15 protein-coding genes and 1 pseudogene are annotated in these 15087 nt (G+C 45.6%); 2 read left to right on the top strand and 14 right to left on the bottom strand.

Annotation, left to right across the window (positions count from 1 at the left end):
* Nucleotides 1–189: 189 nt before the first annotated feature.
* From DXA36_RS22900 to DXA36_RS22885, 4 genes are all read right to left on the bottom strand, one after another.
* Complete coding sequence (locus DXA36_RS22900) at nt 190–1611, bottom strand: sulfatase-like hydrolase/transferase (RefSeq protein ID WP_118681756.1); 1422 nt, start codon at nt 1609–1611, stop codon at nt 190–192.
* A 105-nt stretch (nt 1612–1716) separates the two neighbouring features.
* Nucleotides 1717–2553 carry a carbohydrate ABC transporter permease gene (locus DXA36_RS22895; protein ID WP_118681755.1) on the bottom strand — a complete coding sequence of 279 codons (837 nt, stop codon included), beginning with the start codon at nt 2551–2553 and terminating at the stop codon, nt 1717–1719.
* 25 nt (nt 2554–2578) lie between these two features.
* Complete coding sequence (locus DXA36_RS22890) at nt 2579–3454, bottom strand: carbohydrate ABC transporter permease (protein ID WP_118681754.1); 876 nt, start codon at nt 3452–3454, stop codon at nt 2579–2581.
* An 83-nt stretch (nt 3455–3537) separates the two neighbouring features.
* Nucleotides 3538–4830, bottom strand: coding sequence for an ABC transporter substrate-binding protein (locus DXA36_RS22885; protein ID WP_182479220.1), 1293 nt, complete (start codon nt 4828–4830; stop codon nt 3538–3540).
* A 292-nt stretch (nt 4831–5122) separates the two neighbouring features.
* On the opposite strand from DXA36_RS22885, the gene DXA36_RS22880 reads away from it, so the two are divergent.
* Nucleotides 5123–6043, top strand: coding sequence for a helix-turn-helix transcriptional regulator (locus DXA36_RS22880; RefSeq protein WP_118681752.1), 921 nt, complete (start codon nt 5123–5125; stop codon nt 6041–6043).
* Nucleotides 6044–6092: 49 nt separating this feature from the next.
* Here DXA36_RS22880 and DXA36_RS22875 read toward each other — a convergent pair whose 3' ends face one another.
* The 5 genes from DXA36_RS22875 to DXA36_RS22855 form a co-directional block, all read right to left on the bottom strand.
* Nucleotides 6093–6434, bottom strand: a complete 342-nt coding sequence (locus tag DXA36_RS22875) for a cytochrome C biogenesis protein (protein ID WP_118681751.1) — start codon at nt 6432–6434, stop codon at nt 6093–6095.
* 227 nt (nt 6435–6661) lie between these two features.
* A complete protein-coding gene (locus DXA36_RS22870; protein WP_118681750.1) occupies nt 6662–7147 on the bottom strand; it encodes a hypothetical protein in 486 nt (161 codons plus the stop codon).
* A gap of 476 nt (nt 7148–7623) precedes the next feature.
* On the bottom strand, nt 7624–8019 hold the full coding sequence (gene rpsI / locus DXA36_RS22865) for a 30S ribosomal protein S9 (protein ID WP_118681749.1): 396 nt from the start codon (nt 8017–8019) through the stop codon (nt 7624–7626).
* Between the two features lie 32 nt (nt 8020–8051).
* Nucleotides 8052–8480, bottom strand: a complete 429-nt coding sequence (gene rplM / locus DXA36_RS22860) for a 50S ribosomal protein L13 (RefSeq protein WP_118681748.1) — start codon at nt 8478–8480, stop codon at nt 8052–8054.
* Between the two features lie 852 nt (nt 8481–9332).
* Nucleotides 9333–10052, bottom strand: coding sequence for a zinc ribbon domain-containing protein (locus DXA36_RS22855; protein ID WP_118681747.1), 720 nt, complete (start codon nt 10050–10052; stop codon nt 9333–9335).
* 254 nt (nt 10053–10306) lie between these two features.
* On the opposite strand from DXA36_RS22855, the pseudogene DXA36_RS34450 reads away from it, so the two are divergent.
* Nucleotides 10307–10599: pseudogene (locus DXA36_RS34450) on the top strand (IS1634 family transposase); the annotation flags it as partial.
* A 204-nt stretch (nt 10600–10803) separates the two neighbouring features.
* Here DXA36_RS34450 and surE read toward each other — a convergent pair.
* The 5 genes from surE to DXA36_RS22830 are packed head-to-tail and all read right to left on the bottom strand — an operon-like array spanning nt 10804 to nt 15005.
* Nucleotides 10804–11547: a 5'/3'-nucleotidase SurE gene (gene surE / locus DXA36_RS22850; protein WP_118681746.1), complete on the bottom strand. Its 744-nt coding sequence runs from the start codon at nt 11545–11547 to the stop codon at nt 10804–10806.
* A 47-nt stretch (nt 11548–11594) separates the two neighbouring features.
* Nucleotides 11595–12368: a tRNA pseudouridine(38-40) synthase TruA gene (gene truA, locus DXA36_RS22845; RefSeq protein ID WP_118681745.1), complete on the bottom strand. Its 774-nt coding sequence runs from the start codon at nt 12366–12368 to the stop codon at nt 11595–11597.
* A gap of 57 nt (nt 12369–12425) precedes the next feature.
* Nucleotides 12426–13226 (bottom strand): energy-coupling factor transporter transmembrane component T family protein, encoded by an 801-nt coding sequence (locus DXA36_RS22840; protein WP_118681744.1) that lies wholly within the window; start codon nt 13224–13226, stop codon nt 12426–12428.
* Nucleotides 13220–14089 carry an energy-coupling factor transporter ATPase gene (locus DXA36_RS22835; RefSeq protein ID WP_118681743.1) on the bottom strand — a complete coding sequence of 290 codons (870 nt, stop codon included), beginning with the start codon at nt 14087–14089 and terminating at the stop codon, nt 13220–13222. Before DXA36_RS22835 ends, DXA36_RS22840 begins: the two co-directional genes overlap by 7 nt.
* Nucleotides 14079–15005, bottom strand: a complete 927-nt coding sequence (locus DXA36_RS22830) for an energy-coupling factor transporter ATPase (protein ID WP_118681742.1) — start codon at nt 15003–15005, stop codon at nt 14079–14081. Before DXA36_RS22830 ends, DXA36_RS22835 begins: the two co-directional genes overlap by 11 nt.
* Between the last annotated feature and the right edge of the window lie 82 nt (nt 15006–15087).

Here is a 15087-nt window from a genome sequence, read left to right as displayed (position 1 = left end):
CCTAACATAACACACCTCTTTGTCATTATGCAATACACTTTTGCGGAAGCTTTTCTGCTGTAAGGGGAACCTTTACCGGCCGCGGAGTGAACAGTAAAGGTTCAGACAGATTTGGATTGTTACAAAACAGGCCCCCGGACGGATATCCTTTTGTCCGCCTGAAAGCCTGTTTCCTTTCCCCTTATTCTGTTACTCCTCCCTGTCTGATATAAACAGTCCATAGGAGTTGCTCTGCCATGAAGTAACCTCTGCAATGCTGTCTTTGTATTCCCGCAGACAGCCCAGCATTTTTTTCCGCATCCTGCGCAGCACATGGACAAACCCCTGCAATTCTGCCAGATTTTGCAGTTCTCCCGGATCGCTTTCCATATCATAAAGCTCATCCTGTCCGAAGGGATTATACACATACTTCCACTTTCTGGTACGTACCATTCTGCTTGTGAGGAGGGTGGATTCATAGCCGTTGAACTCACTGAAGGACTCCTGTCTCCAGCCCTGGGGTACCCTTCCTTCCAGCAAAGGCATCAGTGATTTTCCCTGCACTCCGCTTGGTATCTCACACCCCGCCGCATCCAGGAACGTAGGCATCAAATCCACCGTATTCACAAAAGGATCCATGGAAATCCCTTCCGCCTTTCCCGGACAGGAAATGATCAGCGGAATGTGATGATCCTCTTCATACATATTAAATCCTTTATTAAACAACCGGTGGGATCCCAGCATATCCCCGTGATCGGTGGAAAAAACAACCATAGTGTTCTCCGTCAGTCCCAGTTCCTCCAGTTTTCCCAGTATCTGTCCCGTCAGGCTGTCCAGATAGCTGCAATAGCCCCAATAGGCAGCAATAACCTTCTGCCAGTCCTTCCACGTCAGCTGGGCCGTATTCCACCGCATCAGCTCTTTCTGCTGGACAACAGGCTTATCCTGGAAAGTCTCTCCAAAATTGACCCATTTGGGCACATCCTCCGGCCTATACATGCCGCAGAAGGGTTCGGGAACTGCATAAGGGAAGTGCGGCCCATGAAACGCAGCGCACAGCATAAAAGGCTCCTGCTCCCCGGCAAAGGTTTCCAGCATCCGGCAGGCTCTCTCCGCCACCCAGCCGTCGTGATGATCCTGTGCACCGAGCACCGAGGGCCCGCAGAAAGGCGCTTCCTCTCCCCATTCCAGATGCTGCACCTCACTGACTCCCATATCGTAAGAAATTCCTTTCTCTTGCAGGTACTGATCATAATCCCTCTCCGTATCCCAGGCATCAAAGCTCCATATTTCCTTATTTCCTTCCTCCGGCAGATGCCACTTACCAATGTATCCGGTTTGATATCCTCTCCTTTTCAGATAACAGGAATATCCCTTCCAGTTCAATACCTGACGGTCAAACACACCGTTAAAATTCCCCATATTAGCCAGCTGGCCGTGCATATGTGGATATACCCCTGTCAGGATACTGGCCCTTGCCGGCGTGCAGAGTGCATTTGCAGAATAGGCACTGGTAAAATTCGTCCCTCTCTCCGCCAGCCCGTCAATTGCCGGTGTTCTGCATACAGGCGCCCCATTGCAGGACAATGCATCATACCGCAGTTGATCTGTGAGTAAATATAAAATGTTCATTGTTTTTCCCTTCTGTTATTCTCAATTTCACGCCGTTATTCCCTAAGCATACGGGGTAAAACATGGTGTATGCACATGGTGCATGCACATGTCCGCCCGCCACACCTAGCCCTTTACGGCCCCTGCCGACAAACCGGCCACTATATTCTTTTGTATCAAGACATAAAGCACCAATATTGGAAGCATTGTCATTACGAATGAGGCAAAAGCAAGGTTATAATCAAAGGAATACTGTGACTTAAAATTATACTGAAACAGCTGCAGCGTCCAGCTTTTGGTGCTTCCGTTCAGAATAATTAACGGAAGCTGGAAATCATTCCATATGAACAGGGAATCCTTAATCAGCAAGGTGGATAAAATAGGTTTCAAAAGAGGGAAAACCACACGGAAATAGGTCGCCCCATAACTGCTTCCATCCATATATGCCGCCTCTTCAATTTCGGCAGGTACCGACTTAAGATAGCCTGTTATCAGAAACACCCCCGGAGGTGTGGTAGCTGCCAGATATAAAAAGACCATTCCCAGCTTTGACATCAGATGAAGCTGGCTCATCATTTGAACCAGGGATACCATCCGGACCTGAAAAGGAACAAAAAGCCCGCATACAATAAAGGTATATAAAAAACGGTAATACTTTCTGTTATTCCGCTGTATGCTGTAGGCTGCCATAGGAACAATCAATAATTCAACAGTTACTGAACAGACCAATATGACTGCCGTATTCCATATGTACCGGAAATAATAGCTTTTGTTCAGTACCGATACAAAATTCCCCCAATACCATGCAGAGGGCAGGGCAAAGAAGCTGCTCCCAGATTCCTGAGGCGTCTTTAAAGCCGTAACCACTGTAATATACATTGGAAAAATAATAAGTAAAATACCCGGAAGCAAAGCCAGCAGGATCAGCAGATTTTTCCCTGCTTTATTTCTATTGCTCTTCATAATAATCCTTCCCTTTCCGCCTCTGTCATGATTCCTTTGCCTCTACAAAGCCCATAACCCGTATCTGCAGAAAACCAAACAGGGCTATCAGGATAAACAGTACTACTGAATTTGCTACAGCATAGCTGTAATTAAAGCTCTCAAATGCGGTCTGATAAATAAAGGTACCGATGGAATTTGTCGAGCCCGCCGGCCCGCCTCCGGTTATAGCCAGAATATAATCAAATACAAGAAAGCCATCTTTTACTGCAAGAACCAGGACTATGGTAAGCGTAGGTGCCAGGAACGGCAGGGTTATACTTAAAAACCGTCTCCCCCATCCTGCCCCGTCAATTGCCGCCACCTCATACAGTTCCTGGGAAATGGACTGAAGCCCCGCGATTATTATAACAGTAGGGATCGCCACTGCCTGCCATATATTGGCTATCAGAATTGCCCATATTGCCGTTTTGGTATCCGAAACAAGGCTTTTACTTAATATACCGATACCTGCCGCCTTTCCCAGTGCCGGCAGTGCCCTGTAATAAATCTCATTGAATATCAGTCCTATGATGATTGGACTCATTACCGCAGGAAAAAAATACACCGTTTTTATAAATTTTATTCCCTTTACCTTTTGATTCAGCAGCAGTCCCAAAACCAAAGAAATCAGCAATATCAAAGCACTTAGCAAAACCGCATACTTTATCGTAAACAAAATGGAAGAATAGGATTTCCTGTCCGTCAGTATCTTCCAATAATTTTCCATGCCGATAAACTGAAAGCCCCTGTCAATACCGTTCCAGTCTGTAAGGCTGTAATAAAGTCCCAGAATCAGCGGTAATATGAAAAAGACTCCATAGCATAATACAGCCGGAAGGGAAAACAAAAAGAAAGTGGCTTCTTTTTCTCTTTTTCGCATAATAATTCTCCTTAGCCTCGGGATAATCCCACAAAAACTTGTGATTATCCCATTTTCTATTCCATGAGGAATACTATGTAATATTACTGATAGAAATCGGGTGTTATCATATCCACATCCTTTAAATAACCTTCCAGGTCCCGGTTCAAAAGCATGGCTGAGATATAATCCATCAATGTTGTATTATAGTTGACAGGCCACATATTAGACATCATTTCGTACACGTCCCCCTGATCAATCATTCGGTAGGCATCCGTAAACTCCGCAATATTATTTTTGACCCCTGTAATACAGGACATGGAGCCGTCTGCATCATTGAATACCTGGGCATTTTCCGGCGTGGATATGAACGCAAGAAATTTCTTGGCTCCATCTATGTTTTTACTCCCCTCCGGTATACAAAGGCCAATATCAATATTCATGGAAAGATAAGCCTTCTGGCCCTCTTCCGCCGGTAACGGAACGAATATAAAATCCAGATCCGGATTCACCTTTTTGATATTCGGGTAGGCCCAGGTACCCTGGAAAAACGCAATCCCCCTTCCATTGGCAAAGTCATCGCACATCTGAGGGAAACTGGTACCGAAAGGATCCTCCTGGGAAAAAGAAAACAACTCCAGCATCTGCTGTGCGGCTCTGACTATTTCCGGAATATCCTCCGCTTTCTTGTCTCCTCTTCCTATTGCAGCAAAATCTGCGGCAAAATCGTTTCCTGAATTCATATACAGCTGTCCCAGCAGACGATCCATCATCTGCCACAGAGTCCATGTATCTTTACATGCAAACAGGAACCTGCCGTTTTCTTTATCTGCTGCCGTTTCCAGCATTGCAATCAGTTCCTCATAGGTCGAAGGTACGGAGAGGCCGTATGCATCCAGTAATTCCTTGTTTATGTAAAGTCCCATAGTATTGATGGTTAACGGAAGGGCATATACCTTTCCCTCTTCCGTTTTTGACATTTCAAGAATACTCGGATTCACATGCTTCAAATATCCGTCTCCTGTAAGTTCCAGCACCTGTCCGCTTTGTGCGAGCACCTCAAAATCAGGCCGGAGCGGAAAATGATTGAACAAATCCGGATATTCTTCACTGCTAAGACGGGTGGTCAATACCGTATAAGTATCCGGCAGGTTGACCTGCTCCACATCAATTTCATCGTTTTCCTGTTCAAACAGACGGATTACTTCCTCATAGGCATCCACGCTTTCCGGTTTTCCCTGCAGGAATTCCACCTGCACCTTTCCCGTCCCGCTCCCGCCGTTTGCCGTTTCCGAAGCCATGGCACCGCTGCTCCCTGCCGGATCCGCCGTTGCATTTCCACATCCCAGAAGTCCTGCCGTTAACAAAATCACCGTTATGATCCCTGCTTTTTTCATAAAGATTTCCTTTCTCCCATTGTAAATAGCCTCCACATCGCTACACAAAACAAATGCTGCGCGCAATCGTAACCGTTCAGACAAGCCTGAACCGTTGTGCAAAATCAACATATTTATCCACCTGGCCAGATAAAATCCATTGACATATTTTCATGCAATACATACAATAGATATGTGACAGTTGCTGCAGTTTTCTATAAAATATTTTATATGCTATCTACAATATAATAGATTAAGAAGAAAAAACAAACGAATAAATTCCTATAATAGGTGGATTTTTCCGAGGTATATTATGTTTTTAGAATTGAATGGCATCCCGCAATTTACAGACTGCGGAAAATTGGTATCAACCCTTCCTTTTCTGCATGCCAACCGTACAAATGAGGAATATCTCCTTCTGATTGGAATGGAGGGTTCCCTTCATATCAGGGTGGGGGAAGCAGCATGTACCATAAAGCCCAGGGATACCATGCTCATTCTTCCCGGTGTCCCCATATCCGGGCTTATCCCTTCCAGGAATCTGACGTACTTCTGGTGCCATTTTGACATGACTGGTGCCTGCAGGCTGCTTTCGCAGCCCGAAGCTCTCAGCCGTTATCAGCTGATGCTTCAGCCGGGGACAGAGACAGACACACTGCTTATCCCACAGGCTTTCCATCTTGTGAATTCCTCCAGGGCCATTATTTTCAGCCAGCAGCTTCTCAACTACCGATGCTGCCCGGAATACCCCAAAGCGATCCTGCATAACCTGATGGGCTGCCTTTTGCTTGAACTGTCCACCCAGGCCGCAGATAATTTTTCCTCCTATTCTGCGGGGAAAAACCACCAGCGCCTTCAGGAAATCCTCCAGTGGATCCGGGTAAATGCCTGCATGAAAATAACAGTATCAGAAATTGCAGACCGTTTTAACTATAATCCGGATTATCTTTCCCATCTCTTCCACGAAAAGCTGGGTATCTCCCTGAAGCACTATATTATTCAGGTTAAATTGGAAATTGTAAAAGAAGTTCTTGTATCGTCAGATAAATCAATTAAAGAAATTGCCCGGTACGTTTCCTTTGATGACGAAAAGTACCTGATGAGGCTGTTTAAACAAAATGAGGGGATAACACCAAGCGAATACCGCAACGCCTGTTCCCGGACAAAGTTCAATACCAATCTCCGGGTGTCCAAACGCATCGATACACGCTGGGTATCCTTTCTTGAAGAATAAATTCCGTTCCTGTAACCGTTCTGACGAGTCTGAACCGTTACCCGCTCTTTCACTCAAACCAGTCATTTATAAGAGGGATTATATGTATAACAGGTTCCTCATAAGGATGGATGGATCGGATAATTTTCAACGCCCCGGGGACGAGTGCAATCGGGCAGAGTGCTTCCAGTTTCACTTCTTCCCCGGTACAGATACGGCCTTTTTCTCCCTGAAACGGATTGCTGTCCTCTAACGGCCTCCAGCAGCCCTTTGTTTCCTGCCAGGATATCACGTGATCATAGCTGCCGATTTTACAAGCACCCAGTGCCGTAAGGGAATCCCTCAGCTCTCCTATATATTCTGCAGGTGTATATATTTCCAGCTTTACCTGTTTGATATGATTCACATCCATACCCTGATTCCTTTCTGTCCTTTTGTTTCCGCCTTATCTGAATTCAAAAACAACAAAATGCTTTGTTACGCTGTCAAAACGCATATTATCAGTATACATAAATAAATCCCAAGCCCCATCAAACGCACGCTGAATGCCGCATAGCCGCAGCCGTTTATTTTATCGTTGACAGAACTGGCCGGCTCTGCTGCTCCTGCTTACGCTATTTGTCCATGATGCGAGGTTGTTTACCTATTAAAAAACTCGTCCTGTATTTTAATGGCTTCTTTTACTTCTTCTATGTTTTCGGCTTTAAATGTAGGAATTGGAACTACTCCAAAACCGCACAGAAAGCCTTGTGCACCACTTTGCGTGATACATTTATAGCCATGCGTACCATCACATTTGCCGCACCCAAAGCATTTAGCCTCATATCCCAACTTGTTCCAATAGCTAAGTCTTTCATCAATGGCATCTTGAAAAATGCCCTTATATTCCGAAAGAGCATAAAACTTTATTGCTATCCAACGGTAATCCGGGTTTGTGTTTATTTTTAATATTGTTCTTTTTAACTTAGAGTTAATAAAATCCGCGTAATCCCTGCGGCTACCTTTAAGAACAGGCATATAACCTAATGAAATAGCATACTCAGCAATCTCCTGATAACTTTCTCGGCAATCTTCCGGCAAAGCCGTTAGAATGGTATTTAATGCATTTTGTTGTTTTTCGGTCATGTGAATGATCCTCCGATTTTATAAATTAGGTTCCTGTCATAACTAACAACAATCGTATCTGAACAAATTTATTTTACCACATACTTGCAAACTTGACTGCACATTCGAATGGGTACCCATTTGGGAAACAGCTTACTGCATCTTACTAAATTAATGGGTTAATTCTATTTATTGGTCTTCCGCCTTTCGGTCTCTCGATAATTCCCAATTCTCTTGATGATAAAGCCCCTTTTATTACTGCATTCCGTGCATTTATAACAGAAAACATTTATGACAATCACCAGACAACTCTCCCAACAAGCAGCTTGGTAACCGCTATTTTCTTAAATGCATTCATTTCCTTGATGTTTTCTATCTTGTACAATATCATCCCTACCCATGTAACTTATCATTGTAAGTATACTATAATTTATATTTGAAAAAAACCCACAAACATTGAGTTTGTGGGTTTCCATGCATTGTAAATATGCGTTTGATTATCTCTTTGAGAACTGAGGCGCACGACGTGCTGCTTTGAGGCCGTATTTCTTTCTTTCTTTCATACGAGGGTCACGTGTCAGATAACCAGCCTTTTTGAGGGTGGGTCTGAACTCAGCGTCTGCTTCCAGAAGGGCTCTTGCGATACCATGTCTGATAGCGCCTGCCTGTCCTGTATATCCGCCGCCCTTTACATTAACCAGAACATCAAACTTGCCGTCTGTGTCGGTTGCTGCCATAGGCTGACGAACGATAACCTTCAGAGTTTCCAGTCCGAAGTACTCATCGATGGGTCTTTTATTAATAGTAATGTCACCTTTTCCAGGTACCAGATATACTCTTGCGATAGATTTTTTTCTTCTGCCAGTTCCGTAATATTTTGCTGCGTTAGCCATTTTCTATTTCCTCCTTAATAGATTCCTTTGGATTAAAATGTCAGTACTTCAGGTTTCTGAGCTTCATGCTTGTGCTCCGGTCCTGCATACACGTGAAGCTTGGTGTACATCTGTCTTCCTAAAGGTCCCTTGGGGAGCATACCCTTAACAGCCAGTTCAATAACCTGTTCCGGTTTCTTAGCCATTTTTTCTTTCAGGGTAACTTCTTTCATACCTCCAACGTAATCGGAGTGATGATAATAGATCTTCTGATCCATTTTCTTTCCGGTTACCTGAATTTTCTCTGCATTGATTACGATTACGTAATCGCCTGTGTCAATATGAGGAGTGAACTCCGGTTTGTTCTTTCCTCTTAAAACCTTGGCAATCTCGGATGCCAGGCGGCCCAGTGTCTGGCCTTCTGCATCAACAACATACCATTTTCTATCAATCTTAGCCGGATTAGCCATAAATGTCTTCATAGTGTACCTCCATCGATTTGTACGGATTTGGATCCTCTGATCCGCATGACTGGCTCACATGTACTCACCCTGGGAATTGGGGTTTTCCACATATTATTTATATCAAAATGTCTTTCCGGGGCTTTGGTAAGACATTTTTCAACATCGTCACATTGAGTTATTATATTATACGCATCCGCGCGTGTCAATATCTTTTCTTAAGAAAATTCGCATAAAATCGGCCTTTTCACACCGAAACCCAGCCTATCAGATTATTTGTCCCCCCGAACGGCTTCCGAGGACCCTGGGAGTTTGACAGTTAAATTTTAAAACAATCCTGAAAGCTACCAGTAAACACTTTTCTTTTCTGGCCGCCCAGAAATTCCTCGAACCGCCTTCCTAAGAACTTCATGATGACTACCGGGCCTTCTTTCCTACCGTCTGTTGGAGCGAAAATTAGGGGGATTTATTCTTGTGAAGAGAATCTAACGATCCTCAGAGGACTCAATTCCAATATCTGACCAGAAGTCTAATGAATACGATCCAGAAAAAAGCAAAGGAAGGGAATAAATTACTATACTTTGTAAAACAAAAAAAACCGCTGTAAGCCTTGAAGATTCAGGGATTACGGCGGTTTATTGTCTCAGCGGCTGTCAAAGACAGGATTATAAACCAGACGCCCTTTTTTGTACAATCGTATTAAGTCCGATATTCGTAACGGTTCTGCCTTCTGCCGCTGCCCGTCTGCAGGTACGGAACCTCATAGGTATCTAAGGACAGCCGGGCAACAACAGAAGACAGAACGGAGACCCATATACAATTTTCATAATAAAAAAGCTTCCCGGTTGAGAAGCCTTTTCATTATTTTATTTTCTACTTTTCATATATTATCCATATGTTTGCATCATCATAGGCTATTAATAATTGGAAGGTATTGCCTTCGGTATTTTGCAGTATACCCGTACCTAATTTTTCAGCCTCATCGGTAATAAAATTATATGCCGTATCTCCGTTCTCAAGCTTACTGGAATCCGCTTCAACCCATACACCCGTAACAGTGTCTTCATTAACTGTAAACGTAAACGTATTATCCTCATTAATGATGGCCTCTGTAGAGCCATTTTCAATCTTAGCAACTTGATCATTCATATAGATTGCCACACCCGTCCACTTTCCAACAACATGCAATATTTTCTCTATATTCTCAAGCATTTCATCAACATCTTCATACCCTGCTATATATTGAAATAATTCTGCACTTTTACTATATTTCCCGCTTTCAAGAAGTTCCATTGCTTCTTCATAAATAGCTCTGTTTTCCGCTTCTATTTTTCGTGGCTGCAATACTTTAATGTTATAAATAACTCCCGCCAATACACCTATGACCACCACAACTAAAGCCACCGGAATAATCAGCTTAGCCTTATTTTTTTTATTGATTGTTTTCGTTTGTGGTTCATTCCTTTCAGTAACCTTTGTTTCCTGAGAATCGGTTGTAAGCGGTTCCTTATTAATCGGATAACCGCAGGCCGGACATAAATCATCTTTTTCCGATAATTCTTTTCCACATTTAGGGCATTTAAGTAATGGCATAACTCTCTTCCTTCCTCATATAGACATTTTTTTAATTATACATTATTTTTTGACTTGTTTCTACTCTAAATTTGTAGAATTAGATAATTGTAACAGTTTCGCCTTATTACAACGTCTGTGCCGCCCCGGGAGTTTGACCGTTAAAATTTCAAGAAACACTGGCAGACCGCATAACGCCGGTCTTTTTTGTCAAATATTTTGTTTTATTATACAGTATTTAATGCAATATTTGGTGTAATGAGGATCAGGCAGTAATGCCCAAGGAGCTGACCATCCCCAAATCAAAAAATGCAGAATCCTTTTACATCTCCAAATCCGTTATCAATGACAAGGGGGCAGTACCTCCGTTATTGTACGCAAGCCGGGTACTCTGTCCGATTGATTAACCGAACATGGCCGCTCCTGTGGGGATGTCATCGCCTGGGCAAAAGAAGAAGTAAAAAAAGAAAACCTGACTTTTAAAGAGGAAAAAGAAAGTAAGCCTGTCCAGATCCCTTTTCATGCAGACAGGCCGCTGGATTATGGCAGGCAGAAAGTTTTCCGGGGAAGAGGCAGTCATCCACTATTATCCGGATACAGAAAAACTAAAGCCCACTTTCTCATATGTTTTTATCCCTTCTTTCCTACCGTCTATTGGAGCGGGAATCCGGAGGAAAGTATCCTTGTGAAAAAATTCTAAAGACCCTCAGGGGAGTCAATTTTGCATCCGCAGAGGAGCAGGGGTATATGCCTTTATATTGGAGGGATGAAATCACGGATAAGCTGCATGAAACCTGCGGCTTCCGAGGACCTCATTTCGGATTTTTCCAATGGAAATGTACCGTTCCAGAACCGCTTCCATATCCGTTCCTTTTCCTGCCGTCTGTGCTGCTTTGCCGGAAACAAAAAGGCAGAAGCTTTTATCTTCCCACTCTTCCACCCGGTAATCATCCAGGAAAAAAGGGATCCTGTCCGGAATACGGTTTTCGCAGATTCCCCGCAGTTCTTCCGGAGGGCAGCCGGGGAAGTTTACATTCCATATTTCATCTTTTCCTATTTCCTTTGCCAAAAGCTTTCTGACAACCGGCAGCAGATGGGTATCCGCAGCCGCGCCGCTTCCTCCTCTTTCCTCAGAAAAAGCAATTGCCGGAATTTCATTAAGCAAAGCTTCCATCGCGGCTCCCACCGTACCGGAATACAATATATCCGCTCCCACATTATAGCCGCAGTTTATCCCGGAAAATACAATATCCGGCTTTTGTGGCAGAAGATACTTTATCCCCACCTTCACACAATCGGCGGGAGTTCCGTCCACACTGTATGCCTTCACTCCGGGGACAGGGAAGCTTTCTTCTTTCACATGCAGGCTTCCCCAAACGGTTATACAATGGGACATGGCGCTGCACTGATGTCTGGGAGCCACCACCCATACCTCACCCAGCTCTGCCGCCATTCCGGCAAGCCTGCGGATCCCGTCTGACTCAATTCCATCATCGTTTACCACCATTATCCTCATAGTCCACTCCTTTTCATAGCCAGAAGTACAGATACGTACGTTTCCATTTACAATATTTCCTGCTGTTCAGGTGATTCCTTCAGTTCAGGGAATTCATAAGAAATCAAGGTAAGTCCACTGGCCGGAGCGGTAGGCCCTGCTGCCGTGCGTTCCTTCGCCTTCAGGATATCAGCCATTGCTTCGGGCGGATATTTTCCGTTTCCCACCTCCATCAAAGTCCCCGCGATAATACGTACCATATTATAAAGAAAGCCTCCTCCGCTGATCCGGATGACCAGCTCTGTCCCTACTCTTTGCACCTCACATCTGTAAATGGTGCGCACGGTGGATTCCACCTGAGCATTTACACTGCAGAAGCTTTTGAAGTCATGTTCTCCTATAAGAAACTTTGCCCCTTCATTCATCTTCTTTTCATCCAGAGGAAGATAGGTGAAATGACTGTACAGCCGTTTCACCGGATTGGGGAACTCCTCATTTAATATCCGGTATTCATAGGTCTTTATACTGTCCGTCTTTCTGGGATGAAAGGAGAGCGGCACCTCCCTGGAAGCCCGGATCCGGATATCCTCCGGCAGACGCTGGTTCAGGGCATAGGAAAATTTATCCCCCGGCATACGGGCCTGCGTATCAAATACAGCTATATTCCCGTATGCATGCACCCCGGAATCCGTCCGGCTGGCTCCGATTACCTGCACCGGTTCCTTCAAAAGCTCCGTGAGGCATCCGTTCAGGACCTCCTCTATGCTGATTCCATTCGGCTGCAGCTGCCAGCCATGATAATTTGTGCCGTCATAGGCCACTGTCAGCATCACTCTTTTCATACAACTTCCCTTCCTGTCCCTATGGGATAACCATTCCGAACTGCCCGAACCGTTCCCCTATGGGAGCAGCACGGTCAGCACAGCGGCAGCCAGATACAGCCCCAGCACTACAAAGCCGGCATAATCCCTTTTTTTATACACAAGGGGCTTCATCTTCGTTCTGCCTTCCCCGCCCCGGTAACAGCGGGCTTCCATTGCCATAGCCAGATCATTGGCCCGCCGGAATGCGGAAATAAACAGCGGCACCAGCAGAGGAACCATACTTTTCGCCTTATTGATGAGATTCCCGCTTTCAAAATCCGCTCCCCTGGCTATCTGTGCTTTCATGATTTTATCCGTCTCCTCCAGAAGGATAGGGATAAAACGCAGGGCGATTGACATCATCATGGATATTTCATGCACCGGCACATGTATTTTTTTCAAAGGGCGCAGCAGGCTCTCCATGCCGTCCGTCAGATTATTGGGAGTGGTGGTGAGCGTCATTACGGAAGAACCGATAATCAGAAAGCTCAGGCGCACCGCCATGAACACCGCCGTACGCAGGCCCTCTTTGGTAATGGTAAGCTTCCACAGGGAAAGCAGAGGTTCGCCGGGAGTGAGAAACAGGTTGAATACCACCGTGAGGATCAAAAGCAGCAAAATAGCCTTCATCCCTTTTACCATAAATTTAAAAGGCACATGGGATAGCCGGATCATTCCTGCCAGAAACAACGCCGCCAGCAGATATCCCCAGAAATCAGTCACAACAAACAGGGAAATGATAAATACCACCGTTGCAATCAGCTTGACTCTCGGATCCAGGCGGTGGATTACCGATTCCGTCTGGTAATATTGTCCTAATGTAATGTCTCTTAACATTGCTTTCTTTCCTTCCCGCGCCCGCAGGCTGCCAGAATAGCGTCCCTGGCTTCCGTCAAAGTCGTGGCGTCCGTCTCCACTGCAAATCCCGCTTCCTTCAGCGTATGCATAATATAGGTAACCTGGGGAGCGGCCAGCCCCACTTCCTCCAACTCCTTCACGTGCGCGAATACCTTCTTCGGTTCCTCGTCAAACATCACGCTTCCCTTATTCATCACAATGATGCGGTTCACATAGTTCGCCACATCCTCCATACTGTGGGAAACCAGTACAATGGTCATTCCGGTTTTCTCACGCAGCAGGGAAATTTCCCCCAATATTTCATCCCTTCCCCTGGGATCCAGGCCGGCCGTAGGCTCGTCCAGCACCAGCATATCCGGCTTCATGGCAAGGACGCCGGCGATGGCAACCCTCCTTTTCTGTCCCCCGGACAGATCAAAAGGAGACTGTCTGTAATAGTCCTCCCCAATCCCCACCAGCTCCAGGGCTTCCACCGCGCGGGCTTCCACCTCATCCCCGGACAGCCCCAGGTTCTTCGGTCCGAAGCATACGTCGGAAAAAACGTCAATTTCAAACAGCTGATGCTCCGGATACTGGAAGACAAGCCCGACCCGGCTTCGCAGTTCCTTCATATTATAATCTTTTTCATAAATATTCTTTCCATTATAATATATAGCACCGCTCGTAGCCTTCAGCAGGCCGTTTAAATGCTGTACCAGGGTGGACTTCCCGGAACCGGTATGGCCGATAAGGCCGATAAACTGCCCGTCATCAATAGAAAGGCTCACATCCTTCAAAGCAGCCACGGACAGTTCCGTGTCCGCACCGTAAATATAATTCACATGCTCCAGTTTAATTGCCATTTTCCTTACTCCCTGTTATATCCGCAGAATCCCTGATTGCTGCAGGGTATCTGACTTTCAGCAGCTCCTCTTTCAGCTCTTCCGTGGTAAGTATCCCGTCAGGCAGAGGAAGTCCGGCTTTCTTCAGCTCATAGCTAAGAAGAGTCACCTGGGGTACGTCCAGCCGGAGGGCCTTCAGCTCATCCACACAGGAAAATACCTCTCTGGGCGTTCCTTTCATAACCACTCTGCCTTCATCCATCACCACCACCTGATCCGCATGGATCACCTCTTCCATGTAATGGGTTATAAGGATAACCGTAACATTCTCCACATCATTAAGCGCCCTGGCAGCCCGGATAACTTCCTTGCGTCCGCTGGGATCCAGCATCGCCGTAGGCTCGTCCAGCACGATGCATTTGGGATGCATCGCCAGCACGCCGGCTATGGAGACCCGCTGCTTCTGGCCTCCCGAAAGCTTATTGGGCGAATATTTCCGGTATTCATACATACCCACCGCTTTCAGGCTTTCCTCCACACGTTCCCAGATTTCCGCGGAGGGCACCCCCATATTCTCCGGCCCAAAGCCCACATCCTCTTCCACCACCTGCCCGATAATCTGGTTGTCCGGATTCTGGAACACCATCCCCGCAGCCTGTCTGATATCCCATACGTTGCTTTCTTCCGAGGTGATTTTCCCGTCCACCCATATCGTGCCGGAGGTGGGAACCAAAAGTGCGTTGATGTGCTTGGCAAGCGTGGACTTCCCGGAACCGTTATGGCCCAGGATCGCAATGAAATCCCCCTGCTTCACCTCCAGGTCCACACCATCCACGGCCCGTATAGCGCCTTCCTCGTTCCCTTCTTCATCATGCCTGATATAGTCAAAGGTAAGATCCTGCGCTTTTATAATATCCTGTTTCATCTCTTTTTCCATATGTTACCCTATTTTAAATATTGGTTTACAATCACTGTCACTTTCCTATTTTACTAGAGTCCATTGAGAATTACAAGAAAAA

Source organism: Eisenbergiella sp. OF01-20, from assembly GCF_003478085.1.
GTDB lineage: Bacteria > Bacillota > Clostridia > Lachnospirales > Lachnospiraceae > Eisenbergiella.
The sequence above is the reverse complement of the archived record's forward strand: the minus strand, read 5'-3'. Positions and strand labels throughout refer to the sequence as shown.

Bases quoted from the DNA above. Each gene is read 5' to 3' on its own strand.
- DXA36_RS22900 (WP_118681756.1), bottom strand. From the start codon at position 1,611: ATGAACATTTTATATTTACTCACAGATCAACTGCGGTATGATGCATTG.
- DXA36_RS22895 (WP_118681755.1), bottom strand. From the start codon at position 2,553: ATGAAGAGCAATAGAAATAAAGCAGGGAAAAATCTGCTGATCCTGCTG.
- DXA36_RS22890 (WP_118681754.1), bottom strand. From the start codon at position 3,454: ATGCGAAAAAGAGAAAAAGAAGCCACTTTCTTTTTGTTTTCCCTTCCG.
- DXA36_RS22885 (WP_182479220.1), bottom strand. From the start codon at position 4,830: ATGAAAAAAGCAGGGATCATAACGGTGATTTTGTTAACGGCAGGACTT.
- DXA36_RS22880 (WP_118681752.1), top strand. From the start codon at position 5,123: ATGTTTTTAGAATTGAATGGCATCCCGCAATTTACAGACTGCGGAAAA.
- DXA36_RS22875 (WP_118681751.1), bottom strand. From the start codon at position 6,434: ATGGATGTGAATCATATCAAACAGGTAAAGCTGGAAATATATACACCT.
- DXA36_RS22870 (WP_118681750.1), bottom strand. From the start codon at position 7,147: ATGACCGAAAAACAACAAAATGCATTAAATACCATTCTAACGGCTTTG.
- rpsI (WP_118681749.1), bottom strand. From the start codon at position 8,019: ATGGCTAACGCAGCAAAATATTACGGAACTGGCAGAAGAAAAAAATCT.
- rplM (WP_118681748.1), bottom strand. From the start codon at position 8,480: ATGAAGACATTTATGGCTAATCCGGCTAAGATTGATAGAAAATGGTAT.
- DXA36_RS22855 (WP_118681747.1), bottom strand. From the start codon at position 10,052: ATGCCATTACTTAAATGCCCTAAATGTGGAAAAGAATTATCGGAAAAA.
- surE (WP_118681746.1), bottom strand. From the start codon at position 11,547: ATGAGGATAATGGTGGTAAACGATGATGGAATTGAGTCAGACGGGATC.
- truA (WP_118681745.1), bottom strand. From the start codon at position 12,368: ATGAAAAGAGTGATGCTGACAGTGGCCTATGACGGCACAAATTATCAT.
- DXA36_RS22840 (WP_118681744.1), bottom strand. From the start codon at position 13,226: ATGTTAAGAGACATTACATTAGGACAATATTACCAGACGGAATCGGTA.
- DXA36_RS22835 (WP_118681743.1), bottom strand. From the start codon at position 14,089: ATGGCAATTAAACTGGAGCATGTGAATTATATTTACGGTGCGGACACG.
- DXA36_RS22830 (WP_118681742.1), bottom strand. From the start codon at position 15,005: ATGGAAAAAGAGATGAAACAGGATATTATAAAAGCGCAGGATCTTACC.